Origin of the sequence: Orbus hercynius (assembly GCF_003634275.1) — a bacterium.
In the GTDB taxonomy this organism is placed as follows: Bacteria; Pseudomonadota; Gammaproteobacteria; order Enterobacterales; family Orbaceae; genus Orbus; species Orbus hercynius.
On sequence record NZ_RBWY01000001.1, the window covers coordinates 452,196 to 471,733 of the forward strand.

General features: G+C 38.4%; 16 protein-coding genes and 1 pseudogene. 8 read left to right on the plus strand and 9 right to left on the minus strand.

The window, feature by feature from the left end; genetic code table 11:
* Positions 1 to 44: 44 nt before the first annotated feature.
* Both DES39_RS02160 and DES39_RS02165 read right to left on the minus strand, forming a co-directional pair.
* Positions 45 to 3,245, minus strand: coding sequence for an efflux RND transporter permease subunit (locus DES39_RS02160; protein WP_121144121.1), 3,201 nt, complete (start codon positions 3,243 to 3,245; stop codon positions 45 to 47).
* A gap of 18 nt (positions 3,246 to 3,263) precedes the next feature.
* Complete coding sequence (locus DES39_RS02165) at positions 3,264 to 4,640, minus strand: efflux RND transporter periplasmic adaptor subunit (RefSeq protein WP_121144122.1); 1,377 nt, start codon at positions 4,638 to 4,640, stop codon at positions 3,264 to 3,266.
* A gap of 336 nt (positions 4,641 to 4,976) precedes the next feature.
* Between DES39_RS02165 and zipA the strand changes: the two genes are divergently transcribed.
* From zipA to DES39_RS02190, 5 genes are all read left to right on the plus strand, one after another.
* Complete coding sequence (gene zipA, locus DES39_RS02170) at positions 4,977 to 5,876, plus strand: cell division protein ZipA (protein ID WP_211324586.1); 900 nt, start codon at positions 4,977 to 4,979, stop codon at positions 5,874 to 5,876.
* A 54-nt stretch (positions 5,877 to 5,930) separates the two neighbouring features.
* Positions 5,931 to 7,979 (plus strand): NAD-dependent DNA ligase LigA, encoded by a 2,049-nt coding sequence (gene ligA / locus DES39_RS02175; protein ID WP_121144123.1) that lies wholly within the window; start codon positions 5,931 to 5,933, stop codon positions 7,977 to 7,979.
* 10 nt (positions 7,980 to 7,989) lie between these two features.
* Positions 7,990 to 8,511, plus strand: a complete 522-nt coding sequence (gene luxS / locus DES39_RS02180; protein ID WP_121144124.1) for an S-ribosylhomocysteine lyase — start codon at positions 7,990 to 7,992, stop codon at positions 8,509 to 8,511.
* Between the two features lie 10 nt (positions 8,512 to 8,521).
* On the plus strand, positions 8,522 to 8,707 hold the full coding sequence (locus DES39_RS02185; protein ID WP_121144125.1) for a 2-hydroxymuconate tautomerase: 186 nt from the start codon (positions 8,522 to 8,524) through the stop codon (positions 8,705 to 8,707).
* Positions 8,708 to 8,922: 215 nt separating this feature from the next.
* Positions 8,923 to 9,465 (plus strand): lipocalin family protein, encoded by a 543-nt coding sequence (locus tag DES39_RS02190; protein ID WP_211324587.1) that lies wholly within the window; start codon positions 8,923 to 8,925, stop codon positions 9,463 to 9,465.
* A gap of 80 nt (positions 9,466 to 9,545) precedes the next feature.
* Here DES39_RS02190 and DES39_RS02195 read toward each other — a convergent pair whose 3' ends face one another.
* Positions 9,546 to 9,884, minus strand: coding sequence for a YggL family protein (locus DES39_RS02195; RefSeq protein WP_121144126.1), 339 nt, complete (start codon positions 9,882 to 9,884; stop codon positions 9,546 to 9,548).
* 61 nt (positions 9,885 to 9,945) lie between these two features.
* Positions 9,946 to 11,127 (minus strand): annotated as a pseudogene (locus tag DES39_RS02200) (DEAD/DEAH box helicase); the annotation flags it as partial.
* 314 nt (positions 11,128 to 11,441) lie between these two features.
* Between DES39_RS02200 and DES39_RS02205 the strand changes: the two are divergent.
* The 3 genes from DES39_RS02205 to gdhA all read left to right on the plus strand — a co-directional run bounded on the left by DES39_RS02205 (position 11,442) and on the right by gdhA (position 13,999).
* A complete protein-coding gene (locus tag DES39_RS02205; RefSeq protein WP_121144128.1) occupies positions 11,442 to 12,137 on the plus strand; it encodes an AzlC family ABC transporter permease in 696 nt (231 codons plus the stop codon).
* Positions 12,128 to 12,454, plus strand: a complete 327-nt coding sequence (locus DES39_RS02210; RefSeq protein WP_121144129.1) for an AzlD domain-containing protein — start codon at positions 12,128 to 12,130, stop codon at positions 12,452 to 12,454. Before DES39_RS02205 ends, DES39_RS02210 begins: the two co-directional genes overlap by 10 nt.
* A 195-nt stretch (positions 12,455 to 12,649) precedes the next feature.
* Positions 12,650 to 13,999, plus strand: coding sequence for an NADP-specific glutamate dehydrogenase (gdhA, locus tag DES39_RS02215; RefSeq protein WP_121144130.1), 1,350 nt, complete (start codon positions 12,650 to 12,652; stop codon positions 13,997 to 13,999).
* Positions 14,000 to 14,059: 60 nt separating this feature from the next.
* On the opposite strand, the gene DES39_RS02220 is transcribed toward gdhA, so the two are convergent.
* The 5 genes from DES39_RS02220 to purB are packed head-to-tail and all read right to left on the minus strand — an operon-like array spanning position 14,060 to position 19,499.
* Positions 14,060 to 14,902 carry a heme biosynthesis HemY N-terminal domain-containing protein gene (locus tag DES39_RS02220; RefSeq protein WP_121144131.1) on the minus strand — a complete coding sequence of 281 codons (843 nt, stop codon included), beginning with the start codon at positions 14,900 to 14,902 and terminating at the stop codon, positions 14,060 to 14,062.
* Positions 14,903 to 14,912: 10 nt separating this feature from the next.
* Complete coding sequence (locus DES39_RS02225; protein WP_170143313.1) at positions 14,913 to 16,373, minus strand: uroporphyrinogen-III C-methyltransferase; 1,461 nt, start codon at positions 16,371 to 16,373, stop codon at positions 14,913 to 14,915.
* Between the two features lie 19 nt (positions 16,374 to 16,392).
* Complete coding sequence (locus tag DES39_RS02230; protein ID WP_121144133.1) at positions 16,393 to 17,166, minus strand: uroporphyrinogen-III synthase; 774 nt, start codon at positions 17,164 to 17,166, stop codon at positions 16,393 to 16,395.
* Positions 17,167 to 17,195: 29 nt separating this feature from the next.
* Positions 17,196 to 18,116: a hydroxymethylbilane synthase gene (gene hemC, locus DES39_RS02235; RefSeq protein ID WP_121144134.1), complete on the minus strand. Its 921-nt coding sequence runs from the start codon at positions 18,114 to 18,116 to the stop codon at positions 17,196 to 17,198.
* Positions 18,117 to 18,131: 15 nt separating this feature from the next.
* Positions 18,132 to 19,499, minus strand: a complete 1,368-nt coding sequence (gene purB / locus DES39_RS02240; RefSeq protein WP_121144135.1) for an adenylosuccinate lyase — start codon at positions 19,497 to 19,499, stop codon at positions 18,132 to 18,134.
* Positions 19,500 to 19,538 lie beyond the last annotated feature (39 nt).

Here is a 19,538-nt window from a genome sequence, read left to right on the forward strand (position 1 = left end):
CGATAAAAAAAGCGCCGATTGGCGCTTTTTTATTTAGGTTGGCATTATGATTGTTTTGGTTTGGTTGCAATCACAACTTTATTTTTATGTTTAGTAAATAATTTAGTAATAAACACAAAGAATAATGGCACATAGAAAATAGCTAAGAATGTTGCAGTTAACATCCCACCAATTACCCCTGTGCCTACCGCATTTTGACTTGCTGAACCGGCACCACTATTAATAGCGAGTGGTAATACACCGAGAATAAAGGCAAATGAGGTCATTAAAATTGGACGTAAACGTAAGCGACATGCTTCCAGTGTTGCGTCAATCAGTGATTTTCCTTCTTTTTCGAGTGCATCTTTAGCAAACTCAACAATCAAGATGGCGTTTTTAGCCGCCAATCCCATTGTGGTTAAAAGACCCACAATAAAGTAGATATCATTATCAAGTCCTCTGAACATTGTCGCGTAAACGGTACCGATAATACCAACTGGAATGATAAAGAGGATCGAAATTGGCACAGTCCAGCTTTCATATAACGCCGCTAACGACAAGAACACCACAATAAGCGAGATGATATACAATGTGGTTGTCTGTGAACCCGTTTGTCTTTCTTGATAAGAAATATCTGTCCAGTCATACGTGAAGCCTTTTGGTAAGTTCTTCGATAGCTCTTCCATGATTGCCATTGCTTGACCCGAACTTTGCCCAGCTGCTGCCGATCCACTAATTCCCATTGCAGCAACACCATCATAACGCACTAAAGACGGTGAACCGTAAGTTTTAGATGTAGTAGCAAATGAATCGTAAGGAACCATTTCACCATTTCCATTTTTAACATGCCAGTAGCTAAAATCGCCCGGTAGCATACGGAAAGGTGCAGCACCTTGTACGTAGACTTTCTTAACGCGGTTGTTATAAACAAAGTCATCAATATAAGCAGAGCCTAAACTGGTTGATAAAACCGTGTTAATAGACGATATTGAAGTCCCTAAAGCTTGAGCTTTTTCAAAATCAACATTGATCTTATATTGTGGCACATCAAGCATACCTGCTGGTCTGACTTGGACTAAGTTTGGATTCCTTGATGCTTCAGATAATAGCTGGTAAAAAGCTTGCATTAATGCTTCATGACCCGCGCCACCACTATCTTTTAACATGTAAGAGAAACCATTTGCCATTCCTAAAGCCGGTACAGCTGGAATATTCAACGCATAACTTCTTGCTTCAGTAATCGTTGCTAAAAAGCGGTTAGCACTTGCCACGATTGCGTCAACTGATTGATCTTTATGCGTCCGCACTGACCAGTCTTTTAATTTAATAAAGGCAAGACCCATATTTTGGCCTCGTCCTGCTAAACTAAAGCCACCGACCGAGAAGATTTCGTCAACGGAGTCTTTTTGTACGGTTTGGAAATAATTACTTGCCTTAGTCAGTACATTTTGCGTTTCATTTAGCGTCGAACCCGGTGGCAATTCAGTCATCATAATGATAACGCCTTGATCTTCATTCGGTAAGAATGCCGTCGGTAATTTATTAAAACCAAAGATAAGTGCTAAAATGATTAATGCATAAGTTGCAAAGCTAATTAACGGATATCGGATGACTTTAATAACGCCTTTTTCATACACATGAAGGCTTTTAGCAAAGAAACCATTGAAACCAGCAAAGAATTTATTCAATAGCAGTTCAATCCAAGAAAATGGCGGTACTTTGCTGAGTCGGCTAGCTAAAGATTGTTTTCTGTTTTTGAATTTTGATGGGGCTTTTAGTATTTGTACACACAACGCAGGTGTTAGTACAATTGCCATCAGCACAGAAAGGGCCATAGCAGTTACGATGGTAATTGAGAACTGTTTATAAATACCACCCGCAGCGCCGCCGTAAAATGCCATTGGCACAAATACCGCAGAGAGTACGACTGCAATCCCAACTAACGCCGAGGTAATTTGTTCCATTGATTTTACGGTTGCATCATAAGGTGATAACCCTTCGTCATGCATGATACGTTCAACGTTTTCAATAACAACAATTGCATCATCCACTAATAGTCCGATCGCCAGAACAAGGGCGAACATCGATAATGTATTAATGGTAAACCCAAATACATATAACACCGCAAATGTTCCGAGTAATACAACAGGTACGGTAATGGTTGGGATTAGCGTTGATCTTAAGTTCTGTAAGAAGACGAACATAACGATGACAACTAAAATAATCGCTTCAATTAACGTATCGACAACGTTCTCGATTGATAATTTAACGAATGGTGTTGTATCGTATGGGAAACGATACTCAATGTCATCAGGAAAAATTTTTGCTAATTCTGCAAGTTCTTTATCCACGGCATTTGATGTATCTAATTGGTTAGCTCCTGTTGCTAAGTAAATAGCAAGTCCAGCCGATGGATTACCATTATAACGAGACATAAAGTTATAATCAGCTGCACCTAATTCAACATCTGCAATATCTTTCAATAATATTTTTGAACCATCAGTATTTACTCGGACTAAAATATTTTGAAATTGTTCCGCTGTTTTTAAGCGGGATTGTGCGGTAATCGTTGCATTTAGCTCTTGCCCTTTGGTCGCAGGTAAAGCACCTAACTGGCCCGCTGTTACCTGCGCATTTTGTGCTTGAATTGCGGCGGTGACCTCTTCTGTCGATAATTTAAAGTAAGTCATTTTGCTTGGATCAAGCCAAATACGCATCGCATATTCAGAACCAAATAACGTCGTATCACCCACACCTTGTACGCGGCGAATTGGATCTTGAACCGTTGAATAAACAAAGTCAGCAATGTCAGTTTGACTTTTATCTGGATTAGTTGAATAAAAACCAATAACTTTTAGGAAGTTAGTATTATTTTTAGCAACAGATACCCCATTTTTTTGCACACTTTCTGGTAAACGTGATTTAACACTTTCGACTTTGTTGAGTACTTGAACCTGAGCAAAGTCAGGATCGGTACCGGGTGCAAATGTTAGTGTGATCTGTACCATCCCTTGTGAACTACTGGTGGATTGCATATAAATTAAGTTATCAATACCTGTTAAGTTCTGCTCAATGAGCTGTGTAACAGTGTTACTGATTGTTTCAGCATCGGCACCGGGATAAACAGCTGTAACAGTTACAGCGGGTGGTGCGATATCTGGATATTGTTCAACTGCAAGTGACTTGATGCCAAGTAAACCACCTAGCATCATTAGTATTGCAATTACCCAAGCAAAGACAGGGCGGTCTATAAAAAACTTAGCCATTATTTAAGAGCTCCCTCGTTACTTAACGCTATTTTCGATCAATGTATCAAGTTGTTCTTGAGTCAAAGATTGTGGATCAGCAACGATATTGGCGAATGTTCTGTATACTGGTGTGTTTAAATTAGGAATACTTGATAAATTCAGTAAACCACTAATAACGACTTTTTCACCCGCGTTAATTCCACTGGTTACAATCCAATACCCTGAAATACCAGCATAGACTTTCACATCATTACGTTTTTCAAAGTAATAAAATGGTGTGTCTTTTTTATCGCTCTCTTTATGAGCTTTGATGATGGCTAAAGCTTCTTGTTCCGCTTTTTGCTCATTTTCTTTCATGCCTGATTCAGAATCTTGTTTTGGTAATCTTGCAAGTAAAGTTTCTTTGATAAACGTAAGCTCCTGGTCAGCTGGCACTGGAATTGCGACTATTGCCGTGTAGTTGCCTGCTGCATCGCTCGTAATGCCTTTTTGTGGCACTAGAATTGCGTTCTCGATATTACCAAGTGTTAGCAATGGTTTAAGGAACATACCTGGTAATATTTCCGCATTAGGATTGGGGAATTGTGCACGTAAAATTACCGTTCCAGTTGTTTCATTAACATTTTTATCTGAGAAGATAATATGACCATCATATTCATACTTGCGACTATCATTGAAAAAGATTTCGACTTTTTCGTTAGGTACATAAATCTGATTACGTTCTTTTTCATTTTTTTCAAATATGGTTGCAGTTTGGGTCATATCAATATAGATAGGATCAAGTTTTTGTACTATCGCCATCGCTGTTGATTGACCTGCTGAAACGAGCGCACCCTCGGTAACATTTGATTTACCAATATAGCCATCAATTGGAGAGTATACTTTGGTATAACCTAAATTTACTTTAGCGGTATTTAAGTTTGCTTTAGCAACTAAAACTGACGCATCGGCTTGCATAGCATCGGCCGCTGCTTTATCAAATTCTTGTTGACTGATTGACTTTGTTTTTAATAAATCTTTATAACGATTCATAGTTAAGTGGGCTATTTTAGCACTAGCCTCTGCACTCGCAACGCTTGCCATTGCGCTATCGTAATTTGCTTGATAGATAGCGGGATCAATTTGGTATAGCGATTGGCCTTCAGTGACATTACTGCTTTCAGCGAATTCTCGTTTTAAAATAATGCCGCCAACTTGCGGTCTTATTTCCGCGATTTGTGAAGCCACAACACGCGCTGGTAATGCAACTTTAACGGTATAGTTAAGAGGGTTGGTTTCAAAGACTTGAACATTTACCGTCGATAATTTGGCTTGGTTACTATTGGCTGGGTTATTATCACAACCAGTTAATAGCAGACTGCCTCCTAAAGCTAGAGCAAAAGTAAAGGGGAAGAGCGCTTTTCTAAATTTCATATATAAAGTTACCTCGGTAAAATCAACAACGCAAATATTTATTTGTCTACAGACAAAATAAATACGTTTTCCTAGCAAATGGTCTTAATTCTACCTAAATTTAACGTGGAATGTAAGTAATAATCACTGTAATAGCTCTTAGTAACAAAATAAATAGTTCTGTCACTAGTGAATTTTATGCTATTTTAAATGAAGTAACTGAGTGGTTTTTTTTATTTAATATATGGATTTAGGTATTAGATAAGTGAAATAAAGTCTATTTTATAAAATGTCTTAGACCAATTTTCAAGTTACTTGAGTATTGATATTTAAATACAGTAATATAGTCATTATTAAATGAATACAGAGATGGGTATTATGGATAACTTACGTATTGTGCTGATTATTATTGCCTCTTTAGTGATAATCGCCTTATTAATACATGGTTTTTGGATTAATAAAAAAGAACGCTCCTCTCTTTTTGATGCATCAAAAGCGCGAAAAGTAGGGAAAGGTTCAGAAGCAAGGCAAAATGATCAACAACATGATAGCTTTTTAGACAGTGTGAGTGAGGCTCAAGTTATTAGCGGTAAAAATACAAGTGCTAATGTGCATCATACTACGATGAAAGCGGTTGCTGATGAAAATATTGAGATAAAACCAATTCAGCGTGATTTTTTTATCGAAGAAGAGCCAATATACACAGCTAATGATAAACAACAAGGCGCTGAACTCATTAAGACTAAGCCGCTGGCTGATAATAACCCAGTTGCAAAAATCGATGAACATACTCTTGCAGCCAATACAAATACTGTTGAAGAGAATACGGCGTTATCATCACCCAAAAACGATGTAATAATTCTGCACGTCATTGGATTAAATGATGAAAAAATAAAAGGTGATCTACTATTAAGTAGTATTATTCAAGCTGGATTCCAATTTGGAGAGATGCAAATTTTTCATCGTCATTTAGATCCTGCTGGAAATGGCCCAGTGTTATTTAGTTTAGCCAACATGGTTAAACCCGGCACGCTTGATCCTGAAACAATGCATGAATTTGTAACTCAGGGCATTTCATTATTTATGATGATTCCTTCTTATGGCAATAGTGCTCAAAACTTTAAACTGATGTTGCAATCTGCACAAAGAATTGCAGATGACGTCAATGGCGTTGTGTTGGATGATGAGCATCATATGCTTACACCGCAAAAGATAGATAGTTATAAAACGCGAATTAAAAATGTTACTACAGAATAAGTGATGAAATCGATTCGATATTGATGATATTAAAGACGATAATACGAGTGTGACATGAAAACAGATCAAGACTTTATCAGTGTTAAAGAGCAAATCGAAAATTTACGGCATATTATTCGACAGCACGAATATCAGTATTATGTGCTAGATGCACCCAGTATTCCTGATGCTGAATATGACAAATTGCTCACACAGTTACGACAGATAGAACAACAGCATCCGTCGCTAATTACGCCCCAATCACCCACGCAGCGGGTTGGGGGGATGGCTTTAAGTCAATTTAAGTCTATAAAGCATGAATTGCCGATGTTGTCACTCGATAATGTTTTTGATAAAGAAGGATTTATTGCGTTTGATAAACGTGTACGAGATAGAATTTACTCTGCTGATCATAATGTAGAATATTGTTGTGAATTAAAACTTGATGGTTTAGCGGTGAGTTTACTGTATGAAAATGGAAAATTTGTGCAAGCAGCAACGCGTGGTGATGGTAGTGTAGGTGAGGATATAACAGAAAATGTTAAAACAATTCGCTCAATACCGTTAACCTTAACTGGCGATAATATACCTGCTCGGGTGGAAGTGCGTGGAGAGGTTTTTATGACGCATAAAGGTTTTGAAAAACTCAATCAAGAGGCCGAAAAACGTCATGAAAAAATATTTGCCAATCCCCGTAATGCAGCTGCAGGTTCTTTAAGGCAACTCGATCCAAAAGTCACAGCCAAAAGGCCTTTAGCATTTTATTGTTATGGTATGGGAATTTTTGCAGGCGATACGCTACCTGATACGCATTATGCACGCTTAATGCAGTTTAAACGTTGGGGATTGCCTGTTAGCGATAAAGTAATCGTTAATACAGACTGCGATGCGGTGATTGATTATTTTAAAAATATTGAACAGCAAAGAATGTCGTTGGGTTTCGATATTGATGGTGTTGTCATTAAAGTCAATTCAATTGCACTGCAAGAGCAGCTTGGTTTTGTTGCCAGAGCGCCGCGTTGGGCCACTGCTTTCAAGTTTCCGGCACAAGAACAAATTACTCAACTCAAAAAAGTCGATTTTCAAGTCGGTAGAACCGGGGCAATTACGCCGGTTGCGCGGCTTGAACCTGTACAAGTTGCTGGTGTTATTGTGAGTAATGCAACATTGCATAATAGTGATGAAATTGAACGACTTGGTATTCGCGAAGGTGACTTTGTAACCATACGACGGGCGGGTGATGTCATACCTAAAATTGTCGCTGTTATTAACGAACAACGACCAGCAGAAACGCAAGCCATTATCTTCCCAACGCATTGCCCGGTTTGTGGTTCAGTTATTGTGCGTGATGAAGGTGAAGCGATATCGCGTTGTTCGGGAGGGCTGGTTTGCCCAGCACAGCGTAAAGAAGCCTTAAAACATTTTGTATCACGTCGTGCACTTGATGTGACGGGGCTTGGCGATCGTATCATTGATCAATTAGTTGATAAAGATTACGTCAAAACGCCGGTTGATCTGTATCATTTGACGTTACCAAAATTATGCTCACTGGATAAAATTGGTGAAAAATCGGCAACAAATTTATTAAGTTCTTTAGAGATAACCAAAACAACCACTTTAGCGCGTTTTATTTATGCTTTAGGGATACCTCATGTTGGTGAAGTTACGGCTGAAAATTTAGCTAATGAATTGGGGTCGCTTGATGCGATTCGTGCCAGTAGCGTTGAAGATTTGCAAAGGGTAACTGAGATTGGTGAAGTGATTGCAAAAAGTATTGTTAACTTTTTTCAGGAAACGCACAATCGTTACGTTATTGATGAGTTAATTAGTGATAAAATTGGGATTAATTGGCCAAAAATTGTTGTTACAGCAATAAATGAGAGTATTTTCAAGGGTAAAGTTGTGGTATTAACCGGCACATTATCATCGATGAGTCGCGATGAAGCGAAAGATAAGCTTAAACAATGTGGTGCTAAAATTACCGGTAGCGTATCAAAAAATACCGATATTGTCATCGCAGGAGAATCGGCTGGCTCTAAACTCATAAAAGCTGAAGAACTCAATATTCAAATCATGGATGAACAAACAATGTTGCAATATTTTGCTGACACCAGTGTTCATTAAGGAGTAAGTTATGCCATTACTAGATAGTTTTAAAGTTGATCACACCAAGATGAAGGCCCCTTTTGTACGTGTAGCGAAAATGATGCAAACACCCAAAGGGGATGCTATTACTGTATATGATTTGCGTTTTACCGCCCCAAATAAAATCGTCTTACCTGAGAAAGGAATGCATACTGTTGAGCATTTGTTTGCCGGATTTTTACGAACCCATCTTAATGGGCAAGACGTCGAAATTATTGATATTTCGCCTATGGGATGCCGTACTGGATTTTATATGAGTGTTATTGGGCAACCTGATGAATCACAAGTTGCGAGCAGTTGGCTTGAATCAATGAAAGATATTATGCAAGTCTCGTCGCAAGATGAAATTCCTGAACTGAATGAGTATCAATGTGGATCTTATAAAATGCACTCACTTGGTGAAGCAAAATTAATTGCAACTAAGATAATTGAATCCGGTATTGGTGTTTGTCTTAATTGTGATATTGCTTTAACAGATCAACAGATTGCAGAAATTAATAACCAAAAATAGGGAGAATCGTATGCCAAATGTCGTGATTGATTTTTTAGAAGGACGAACGGTAGAACAAAAACGAGAGATGGTAAAGCGTGTTACGCAAGCTATTTCAGAAACGCTTAATTGTAAGCCTGATGCCGTTCAAATTATAATGCATGAAATCTCAACCGAGCAAATCGCTCATGGCGGCATCTTACGCTGCGATAAATAATTATTCATGTTATTGAACTAAATAGATACTATGTCGGTTTAGTTCAATTTTCTCATTTTAGTATTAAAGTCTAGAGTCATTGTATTTGTCTGTTTTTTCTTCTCGTTTTGCCATTATTATCTAACGATTTGATTTATCATTTGTACCAATAGCGGCATTAGATTTTTAGCCATTCGCCGTTTTAATTTTCACATTATGATATTAAGAGGTTAAAAATGTTTAAAATGATTAAAACTTTATGGAAGAGGCTACTATCAAAGTTAATATTAACTCGCGTAAGTGTACCTAGAGGTATTAAACCAATTAGTCATTTTCAGCCAGAACAGTATTTGGGCAAATGGTATGAAATAGCGCGATTAGATAACCGTTTTGAGCAGGGATTAATTAATGTTTATGCGCATTATAGCTATCGAGATGACAACGGTCTAAAAGTCATTAATCGAGGTTATAATAAGCAAAAAGATCAATGGCAAGAAAGCATCGGCAAAGCGTATTTTCTTGATACTCCCAATATTGCCGCTTTAAAAGTATCATTTTTTGGCCCCTTTTATGGCGGATATCATGTGGTTAAAATTGATCCCAATTATCAAGTGGCATTAGTCGTTGGATCAACAAATCGATATTTATGGATTTTAGCTAGAACGCCTAGCATTAGCGATAAAATAAAAACTGAGTATATACAGATGGCAAAATCACTGGGATTTGATATATCAAAACTCAATTTTGACATCCAAACTAATGAGCACAGAGCAAAATAGTTTAATGAGCGATTACATAAAAAAAAATAAAGCCAATATTTCATATTGGCTTTATTGGACAATCGGTAAGTTAAATACACTTAAAAAACTAACTCATCCCACCAAATATCAACAAGTTGGCTTGCTTTAACATCTTTAAGCCCGTGGTTGTTCAACCAATCGGTAACAATTTTACGGTGTTCTTCAGTGCAGTTACCGAGTTTTTGAGTGCAAACTAAACCTTGCCAGTTTAAGTAACCACTGCCTTCATAAGCAAGGCCGTTAGGAACAACAGCTTCGCGAATGAACTGATCAACTACATTATCTAGCGTTGCAGCATCGGTGCCTTCACTAAACGACCAACTCAATGTAAAGCCTAATTCTTTAAATTCTTCAATATGTAATTTTTTTTTCAAACGTCGACTACGATTAGCCATAATAATATCCTTTTAAACTTGTTTTACTGCGAATCATTCGATTAGTTTATCACTTTTTGTTCGGCCGTTGATTGCTTTTTTTCACCGGCGTTGCTTTAATTGTTGGATTGACATCAAATCCCGGCGTTGTTAATTCAGGAATTTGCATTTTTACCAACTTTTCAATTGCTTTGAGTTGTGGTAATTCATCGATACAGACAAGTGATATTGCCTGACCTTTGTTTTGTGCGCGACCAGTACGACCAATGCGATGAACATAATCTTCAGCAACTTGCGGTAAATCATAATTGACCACATAAGGTAATAATTCAATATCCAAGCCACGCGCGGCAATATCGGTTGCAACCAACACACGTATTTGACCACTTTTAAAGTCAGCTAATGCTTTGGTTCTAGCGCCTTGGCTCTTATTTCCATGAATTGCCGCTGATTTAATACCATCTTTCGTCAATTGTTCAGCCAAATGATTAGCACCATATTTGGTGCGGGTAAAAATTAGCACTTGTTGCCATTGATTTTTGCCAATCAGATAAGACACCAGTTCACGTTTGCGGCTCTTGTCGACGCGGTGGACATATTGCGTGATTTGTTCAGCGGTACTGTTCTCTTTGGCAACGGCGATAGACTCTGGCGATTGCAGTATTGATTGTGATAATTTTTTTATTTCATCAGAAAAGGTCGCCGAAAACATTAAATTTTGACGTTTTTTGGGTAATTTAGTAATTACTCGTTTGATATCGTGGATAAATCCCATATCTAACATACGATCTGCTTCATCCAACACAAAAATCTTAATGGTGGACAGATCGACAGCATTTTTTTGAACTAAATCCAGTAATCGACCAGGGGTTGCAACCAAAATATCCACGCCACCGCGTAATTTCATCATCTGAGGATTAATACTTACCCCGCCGAATACTACTAATGAGCGAATCGGTAAATAGCGACTATAATCGCGAATATTATCACCGATTTGCGCCGCAAGCTCACGCGTTGGAGCTAGAATTAAGGCATAAAGCGGGCGTTTGCCTTTTTTATCTTCCGCCTGTGATTCAGCTAATTTTTGTAAAATAGGAAGGCTAAAACCAGCTGTTTTTCCTGTACCAGTTTGTGCGCTGGCAATCAGATCTTTACCTGATAATACAATAGGAATTGCTTGTTGTTGGATTGGTGTCGGTGTGGTGTATTTTTGTTCTTCAATAGCTTGCAAAATCTCGGTATTTAAACCAAGAGAATCAAATGACATGAAATTATCCCTGATAAATCTAAAAAATGAATGTGCTTATAGTGATTATAGACTATTTCAATATAAATTACTTGAATATTTAAATTTATTCACTTTTTTCAGTCTATCACCATATTTTAGAAGATAATTTGACTAAAAATCGTTACTTCATTGAAGTAATGAACGGTAAAATTGATCAGCACACCATTACGTATCGTATATTGCCGTTATGCTAAATCGAAATAAAGTTCTAGTGGTCTTTACTACAAGTTATCGCCTTCGTGAAATAAGTTGATTATAATAGCGTAAATAGATTATTAATTTTGAATTAAGTGATGAGTTTAACCTTCAAAAATGGTGTTGTGGACTGTATTCCAACGTTACTGGGCTATATTGGTATTGGCATTGCAGCAGGAGTGATTGGTAAGGCGGCCAATTTGAGTATTTTAGAAGTCACCTTGCTGGCTGTGATAGTGTATGCCGGTGCAGCACAATTTATTATCGCTGGGCTTATGGTGATAAGTACCCCCATTTCCGCGATTATTTTTACCGTCTTTTTAATCAATTCTCGCCACTTTTTAATGAGTATGGCAACGGCGCCTTATTTTAAGCAATATCCATTCTGGAATAATATTGGTATTGGCAGCTTATTAACCGATGAAACTTTCGCCGTGACGATGACGTCGATTGCCAAAAAAGTTTCCGTTACGGCCCCTTGGATGCACGGGCTTAACCTTACCGCTTATATTGCCTGGATTTTTGCTTGTTTTATTGGCGCAGTGATCGGTAATTGGTTACCCGATCCAAGGCAATTTGGTCTGGATTATGCCTTAGTTGCTATGTTTATCGGTTTGCTTTATTTGCAATTGATTAATGATAAAAGCAAAACCAAAAAACAGATGATCTATGTCATGCTAACTGTCGCAATTGTATTAATTTTATTAACAAAATGGGTATCAGCAGAGCTCGCTATACTTGTTTCAACGTTACTGGGTTGTTTATTTGGAGTTCTATTAGAAAAATGGAAATAACGTTATATAGTTTAGGGGTTATTTTAGGATGTGGTGTGGTGACGTGGTTGCCTCGCGTTATTCCGTTCATGTTAATACGCAAAATCAATATCCCTGAGGTTGTACTACGTTTTTTATCTTATGTGCCGCTGTGCATTTTGACCGCTTTATTGGTGCAAAATTTATTGCTGGTGCAAGAAGGTCAGTTACCTAAAATAAATAGCGAATATTGGTATGCTTCCTGTCCAACCGTATTGGCCGCTATCTTGACTAAAAATCTAATGTGGATCGTGATTGTTGGTATTGTATCCATGTCACTCGTACGTTATTTTGCTTAATTGAAAATGATTTTGGTGCGTTGTACCTTAACGGTGATAACTAAAGACTTATAACGTCAATCTTATAATCATTTTTATTAATGGCATTGTTATTATGAAAACTTATTATTTTGTATGCATTATTTTAGTGCTATATTTTCACTAAACTAGGTAGATTAGTAAACATGAGATTATTACCAATAATAAGGATAGATTATGAGTCATTATTCATCAGTTGATCAATTCATTAGCGCTTTACAAAAGCGCGATCCCAATCAGCCAGAGTTCTTGCAAGCGGTTCGTGAAGTATTAACATCATTATGGCCTTTTTTAGAAAAAAATCCGCAGTATACCCAACACGGTTTGCTTGAACGTATCACGGAGCCTGAACGCGTTATTCAGTTCCGTGTAACTTGGGTTGATGATAAAGGTCATGTGCAAGTTAATCGCGCTTGGCGAGTCCAATTTAATTCAGCAATTGGTCCATTTAAAGGTGGCATGCGTTTTCACCCGTCAGTCAATTTATCGATTCTTAAGTTTCTTGGTTTTGAGCAAACATTTAAAAACGCATTAACAACACTGCCAATGGGCGGTGGTAAAGGCGGCAGCGATTTTGATCCAAAAGGTAAAAGTCAAGGCGAAGTGATGCGTTTTTGCCAGGCATTAGTCACTGAATTGTATCGTCATATTGGCCCAGATACTGACGTACCAGCGGGTGATATTGGCGTGGGGGGACGTGAAGTTGGCTTTATGGCCGGTATGATGAAAAAACTCACCAATAATGCGTCTTGTGTGTTTACCGGTAAAGGACTCTCTTTTGGTGGTAGTTTAATCCGCCCAGAAGCGACGGGGTACGGGCTGGTGTACTTTGTTGAAGCGATGCTTAAACAGCAAGGTAAAACATTTGAGGGTTTAAGAGTCGCGGTTTCTGGCTCGGGTAATGTTGCGCAATATGCGATTGAAAAGTGTATGCAATTAGGCGCAAAAGTTATTACGATTTCTGATTCGGCCGGTTCGGTAGTTGATGAAGCCGGATTTACACCAGAGAAATTAGCGCGCTTGATGCAGATTAAAAATACTGAATATGGCCGCGTTGAACAATACGCTAATGAATTTGGTTTGGTATTTCATCAAGGTAAAAAACCATGGCACGTCAAAGTGGACGTGGCATTACCGTGTGCAACACAAAATGAACTCACCCTTGATGAGGCAAAAATGCTGATTGGTAACGGGGTGATTGCGATTGGTGAGGGCGCGAATATGCCAACAACGATAGAGGCAACAAAAGCGTTTATTGAGGCTAATGTACTGTTTGCACCAGGTAAAGCGGCTAATGCAGGTGGCGTTGCCACATCTGGTCTAGAAATGGCACAAAATTCGGCAAGAATGTCGTGGAGCGCAGAAGATGTTGACCGGGAGTTACGCAAAATTATGCTAGAGATTCACGCATCATGTGTTAAATATGGTGAACATGGTGATGGTCAAGTGGTGAATTACGTAGATGGTGCTAATATTGCCGGTTTTGTTAAAGTCGCGGATGCGATGTTAGGACAAGGCATACTTTAAATTATCATCTCAATAAAAAAACCACCGAATAGGTGGTTTTTTTACAATGTGATACTTATCTTAGCGTTTTAATAAATTATCTTGATAGATTTCAATCGTATCTTGATAAATTCTATTTTGTTTGATGATTTTCGGCTGAGCTTGCCACCATTTCATCATCTGATCGATACCTTCATTATCTGCAAGCTGTTTGATGCGACCAATATAAGCGACATTTTTAAAACGGTCTAACTGTGTTTCATCAAAAGCAGCAGATTTATACATGGTCGGAAGAATCTCAATAATTGCTTGATAATTTTTCGTTTCATAATAAAGGTGATCCGCCAGGCGTAATACTTCAGCATTACGCGGCATCTCTTCGAGTAATTTTTCGACAGCAAGGTTAGCAAGCGGATATTGTTGGCTTTTAATATACAGTCTTAGTTGCACCAGTTTAAATGCAAAACGCTCTTTATCCTGACAAGTTTTTGCTGCTTCTTCTAAATGTTCTCTTGCTTCGTTAAATTGATTTTGATTAATTTCAGCTTGTGCGGCTTGTAAATACGTTAACGTATTATTCGTCGCGCCTTTGGCACTTTTAGCGAGTAATTTTGACGCTTTTTTATAATCGCCTTCAAGCAAAGCGAGCTGAGCTTGTTCTAAACGTTTAAGTGATTTCTTCGGTGACTTTGAACGTAACCACTCGCCAAAAGAAGTTTTTGAGTAAAAGAGTTTTTTCAATAACCAATAAACGATATAAAGCAGTAAGAGCAACAGTGCTTGTGCCAAAATAAATGTCGTCAGGCTCATTTTGATACGATAACCGGATGTTTGAAAAAGGACAATACCTTGGTGGTTGGCCAGTATTGGGCCAATAATCATGCCGGCGACGAGCACCAGAAAAATAACCAAAATTCGTAACATTATTTTTCTCCTATTCCGCTAACATTGCTCGAACACGAGTTTGCATTAATTTGCTAAGCTCTTCGTTGCTGCTAAGTTGTGCTGGCACATTTTGATTACTAATCGACTGTTTTTGCAAATTTTGTAATTCATTTAAGAACGCTTTGACGAATGGTGAATTATCGGCAAAATAAGCATTGACCCAAACTGAGACATCATTAAGCGATTGTTGATAAATCTGCTCTTGGTGTCTTGGCACGGCTTGAGCGGCAATAAGCAGTTTTAACTTGATGTTTTCTTTTAAGTAAAGCGCTTGTTCAGGCAAGATGACTGCAGTGTGGGCTTGGCATTTTTTCAGTAAATCGGCGTCTTCTCCGGCATCAGCAATACACTCACTGAAGGTGTCATATTTTTCAACTTGGATAAATTTTTGAAAGAATGATTCAGTACCTTTCACTAAATTACTGTACCAATCAGCAATGGATGTGGATATCGTACTGCTGTTTGTTTGCGCTAAGGCACCATTGGCGGTGTATTCGGCATCATCTACATTAGTGACTGTATAACCGTTTTGCTCTTTATTAAGCGCGATATCTTGGTAATGTTCAACAAGCGGTAAAGTATTAATCGAATCAACCAGCTCCATTAAAGACATCACAATGCCATCAAAGTCAGTAAAGCTAATAGCCGATAACGATGAAATATCTTTATTAATTGCTTGTCTAGCGGGTAATAAACTTGGATCGTTCGCTTGAGCAAGGCTAGTGTCGGCATTTTTCAGCAATAATCTTGCGGTGGTGTAATCTTGATCATTCCATATTTTACGGCCCGCTAGATTAACCAGATAATTGGCCTGCGAGATTAACCAAACTTTATTATCGGTTGTGGACATTGCCGACAGACGTTCGTTGAAGTTAATGATATTTTGTTCCGATACTTTAATTGAATTATCGATTTTAGCGATAAATTGTTGCTGTTTTTGCGTCTGCTCACTGAGCTGATTTTTGACTTGTTGTTCTAATGACAACAATTGGGTATTTTGCTTTTCAACTGCTTGCGAGACGTGCGCTTTAAGTTCATCGGTAATGGATTGTTGTAACGTGTCTTTTAACGTCGTAATTTCGGTTTTTAACGCCGCAATAGTTGCATCTTGTCGCATCAATTGCTGATGGTTATGAAAATAAAAAAAGCCACCTAAACAGAGTGTTAAACCAATGGCCACAATAGACAGTTTTGAAACAGGGACTTTATTTGATGGCGTCAGGCTCTCTTTAGATCGCGTTTTCTCATCTTTAATCGGTGCTTTGGTCGACACTGTGGGTTCTTTGTTTTCTTTCATGTTTTCTTTCACTTGTTGAGATTGCGTATGCTTATCAATAATCGGTGGACTTGCTGGTGCTTGCGAGGGTACGGACAAAAAGTCATCATGCTGAGTATTAAACTCAGTAACCGCTATATTTGATAACGTGGCATTGGCACTGATACATCGCATATTTGATTCAATAGGTTTATTATCGGTGTGGTGCATTAGATGTCCAACTCATTAAGGGCTTGGTATCATTATGACATAGAGTTACAATTGTTTTAAACAAATTTTGATTATTTGCATTCAAGCTCACATAAATGTGCTGCCAACCTTGCTTTTTTGCTGCATTCATTATTACGTTACTGCTGACAATTAGCGTTACCTGCTGTTTATCTTCATTGCTATAGTAATGTTCAAGTTGTAATAAATGCTCGATACTCGTAATCACAAGATAATCGTTGCTATTAGCTTGAAAAGTTGCTAAAGAGTATTCAATGACATGGCGATTATAACACTCAATTTTAGTGACTAATGCCCCTTGTGCACAAAGACTATTTGTCATAACCGGGCGAGTTTTATCACCACATAAAATTAACACTCGGCGCTGATTAACGGGGAGCTTAATGCTGTGTAAATAGTTAATTAAACCTTCACTATTTTCATCTACTGGTGGATAGCCAACGGACTGTTGACATAAGGTTTGGAATTGTTGTGCGCTCTTTTTACCAACGGCAAAGTAATGGATAAAATCAGGAAACTCGATAGACAAATTAGATGAGTATATCTGGTTGACAACTTGTGGTGATACGGTAATGACAATATCTCCTTGCTGCAAGCGATTCAATTGTCGCTGTAATGTATCAAGATCACCACCGGTACTGATACGAAAAAAGGGCAAATGCTTAGCCGGTAACATCGCTTGATGACATAATTGCACCAGTTCTTCACCATAGGGGGAGGGACGTGTCACGATAATCATAAAATGCGCCTGCTAAGCAATCGTAAAAGTTAAAGTTGTTGTAAAATTTTATCTGCGCCAAGGTCAATCAATTGCTGAGCTAATGTGATGCCAAGTGCCTGTGCTTGTTGTATTTCACCTGACACATGAGCTTGAATTATCTGTTGACCATCGACACTGCCGACTAACCCTTTGAGGGATAATGTCTGCTGCGTTAATTCAGAGTAACAGGCAATCGGTACCTGACACCCACCTTGTAGATAATTGTTCATGGCCCGCTCAGCGATGACACAACAACGCGTATTGGCATCGTCTAACGGTGCTAACAGTTGATGAAGTCGCACATCATCTTGTCGCGTTTCAATCCCAACGGCCCCTTGTCCGACCGCTGGCATAATAAGGCTCACTGAAATATATTGCTTAATACGCTCTGCTAAACCTAGGCGTCTTAAACCTGCAGCTGCTAAAATAATGGCATCATACTGATTATTATCGAGTTTTTCTAATCGAGAACCGACATTACCGCGTAAATCCTTGATGATTAAATGAGGGTAGTGGGCTTTTAGTTGGCATTGTCGTCTCAAACTTGAGGTGCCGACAATGGCGTCAACGGGCAACTCATCAAGGGATTGATACTGGTTTGACACAAAGGCATCTCGCACATCATCACGCGGGCAAATTGTGCTTAACGTTAAGCCCTGCGGAAATTGTGCCGGAATATCTTTAATTGAGTGAACCGCAATATCGGCTTCATGATTCAACATCGCAATTTCCAGCTGTTTGACAAATAGTCCTTTACCGCCAATTTTTGATAATGGGCTATCAAGTAACACGTCGCCTTGCGTGATTATCGGAACCAGTTCAACACTTAAATTAGGGTGATATGATAGCAACTGCGATTTGACATAATTTGCTTGCCATAGCGCTAACGGACTTTTACGCGTTGCTATTTTAATGGTCTGAGTTGACACAGTATATCCTTAACATTATATTTTTTTAACAAACTCAATTGCATAGCCAATATAGTTGGCCGGTGTTAATTGTTTCAAACGGGTTTTTTCATGTTCAGGTAGCGCAAGGCTATCAATAAATGCCTGCATACCTTCACTATCTACGCGCTTACCTCGAGTGAGCTCTTTTAGTTTTTCATAAGGTTTTTCAATGCCGTAGCGGCGCATAACGGTTTGAATCGGCTCAGCCAACACTTCCCAATTATGATTGAGTTCATTGAGTAAATGTGCTTGATTCACTTCTAATTTGCTAAGGCCCTTTAAGGTAGACTGGTAGGCGATTAATGCATAACCAAGCCCAACACCCAAGTTGCGTAAAACCGTTGAATCGGTAAGGTCACGTTGCCAACGTGAAATCGGTAGCTTACTTGCTAAGTGCTGCATAACAGCATTGGCTAAGCCTAAATTGCCTTCTGAGTTTTCAAAATCAATTGGGTTAACTTTATGTGGCATCGTTGATGAACCTATTTCGCCAGCAACAGTTTTTTGTTTAAAGTGATTGAGTGCAATATAGCCCCAAATATCGCGGTCAAAATCGATAACAATGGTATTGAAGCGAGCGACACAATCAAAAAACTCGGCAATATAGTCATGCGGCTCAATTTGAGTGGTGTATGGGTTCCAGACCAAGCCTAATGAGGTAACAAATTGCTGGCTAAATTGATTCCAGTCAACATCAGGGTAAGCAACAAGATGTGCATTATAATTACCGGTCGCACCGTTAATTTTACCTAATATTTCAATCGCTTTTAGTTGCTTAAGTTGTCGTTCTAAACGGTAAACAACATTGGCAAACTCTTTACCAATTGTTGAAGGCGTAGCAGGTTGACCGTGAGTTCGACACAGTAATGGGATATCTTGATATAATTTTGCTTTCTCTTTTAGCGCATCAATTAATTGTGTCCAGTAAGGAATAATGACGGTATCTTTTGCGGCTTTTAGCATTAATGAGTACGATAAATTATTAATATCTTCAGATGTACAAGCAAAATGGATAAATTCAGCGACCGACGCTAAAGATTGAATATCGGCTGTTTTTTCTTTCAGAAAGTATTCTACGGCTTTCACATCATGATTAGTGGTTTTTTCGATCGCTTTAATTCTTAAAGCATCATGTTCACTAAACTGCGCAATCATATTATCCAGGAACTGATTGGTGGCGTGGTCAAATTCAGCCACTTCGGTAATTTGTTGACAATTGGCTAGTTTTTGCAACCATCTGATTTCAACTTCGACACGGTATTTTAATAATCCATATTCACTAAATATGGGTCTAAGCGCTTTTGTTTTATCTCCATAGCGACCATCAATTGGTGATAGGGCGGTAAGTGCAGACAATTCCATCATTTTGCTCCGTAGTTTATTGGCTTTTAATCATTGATA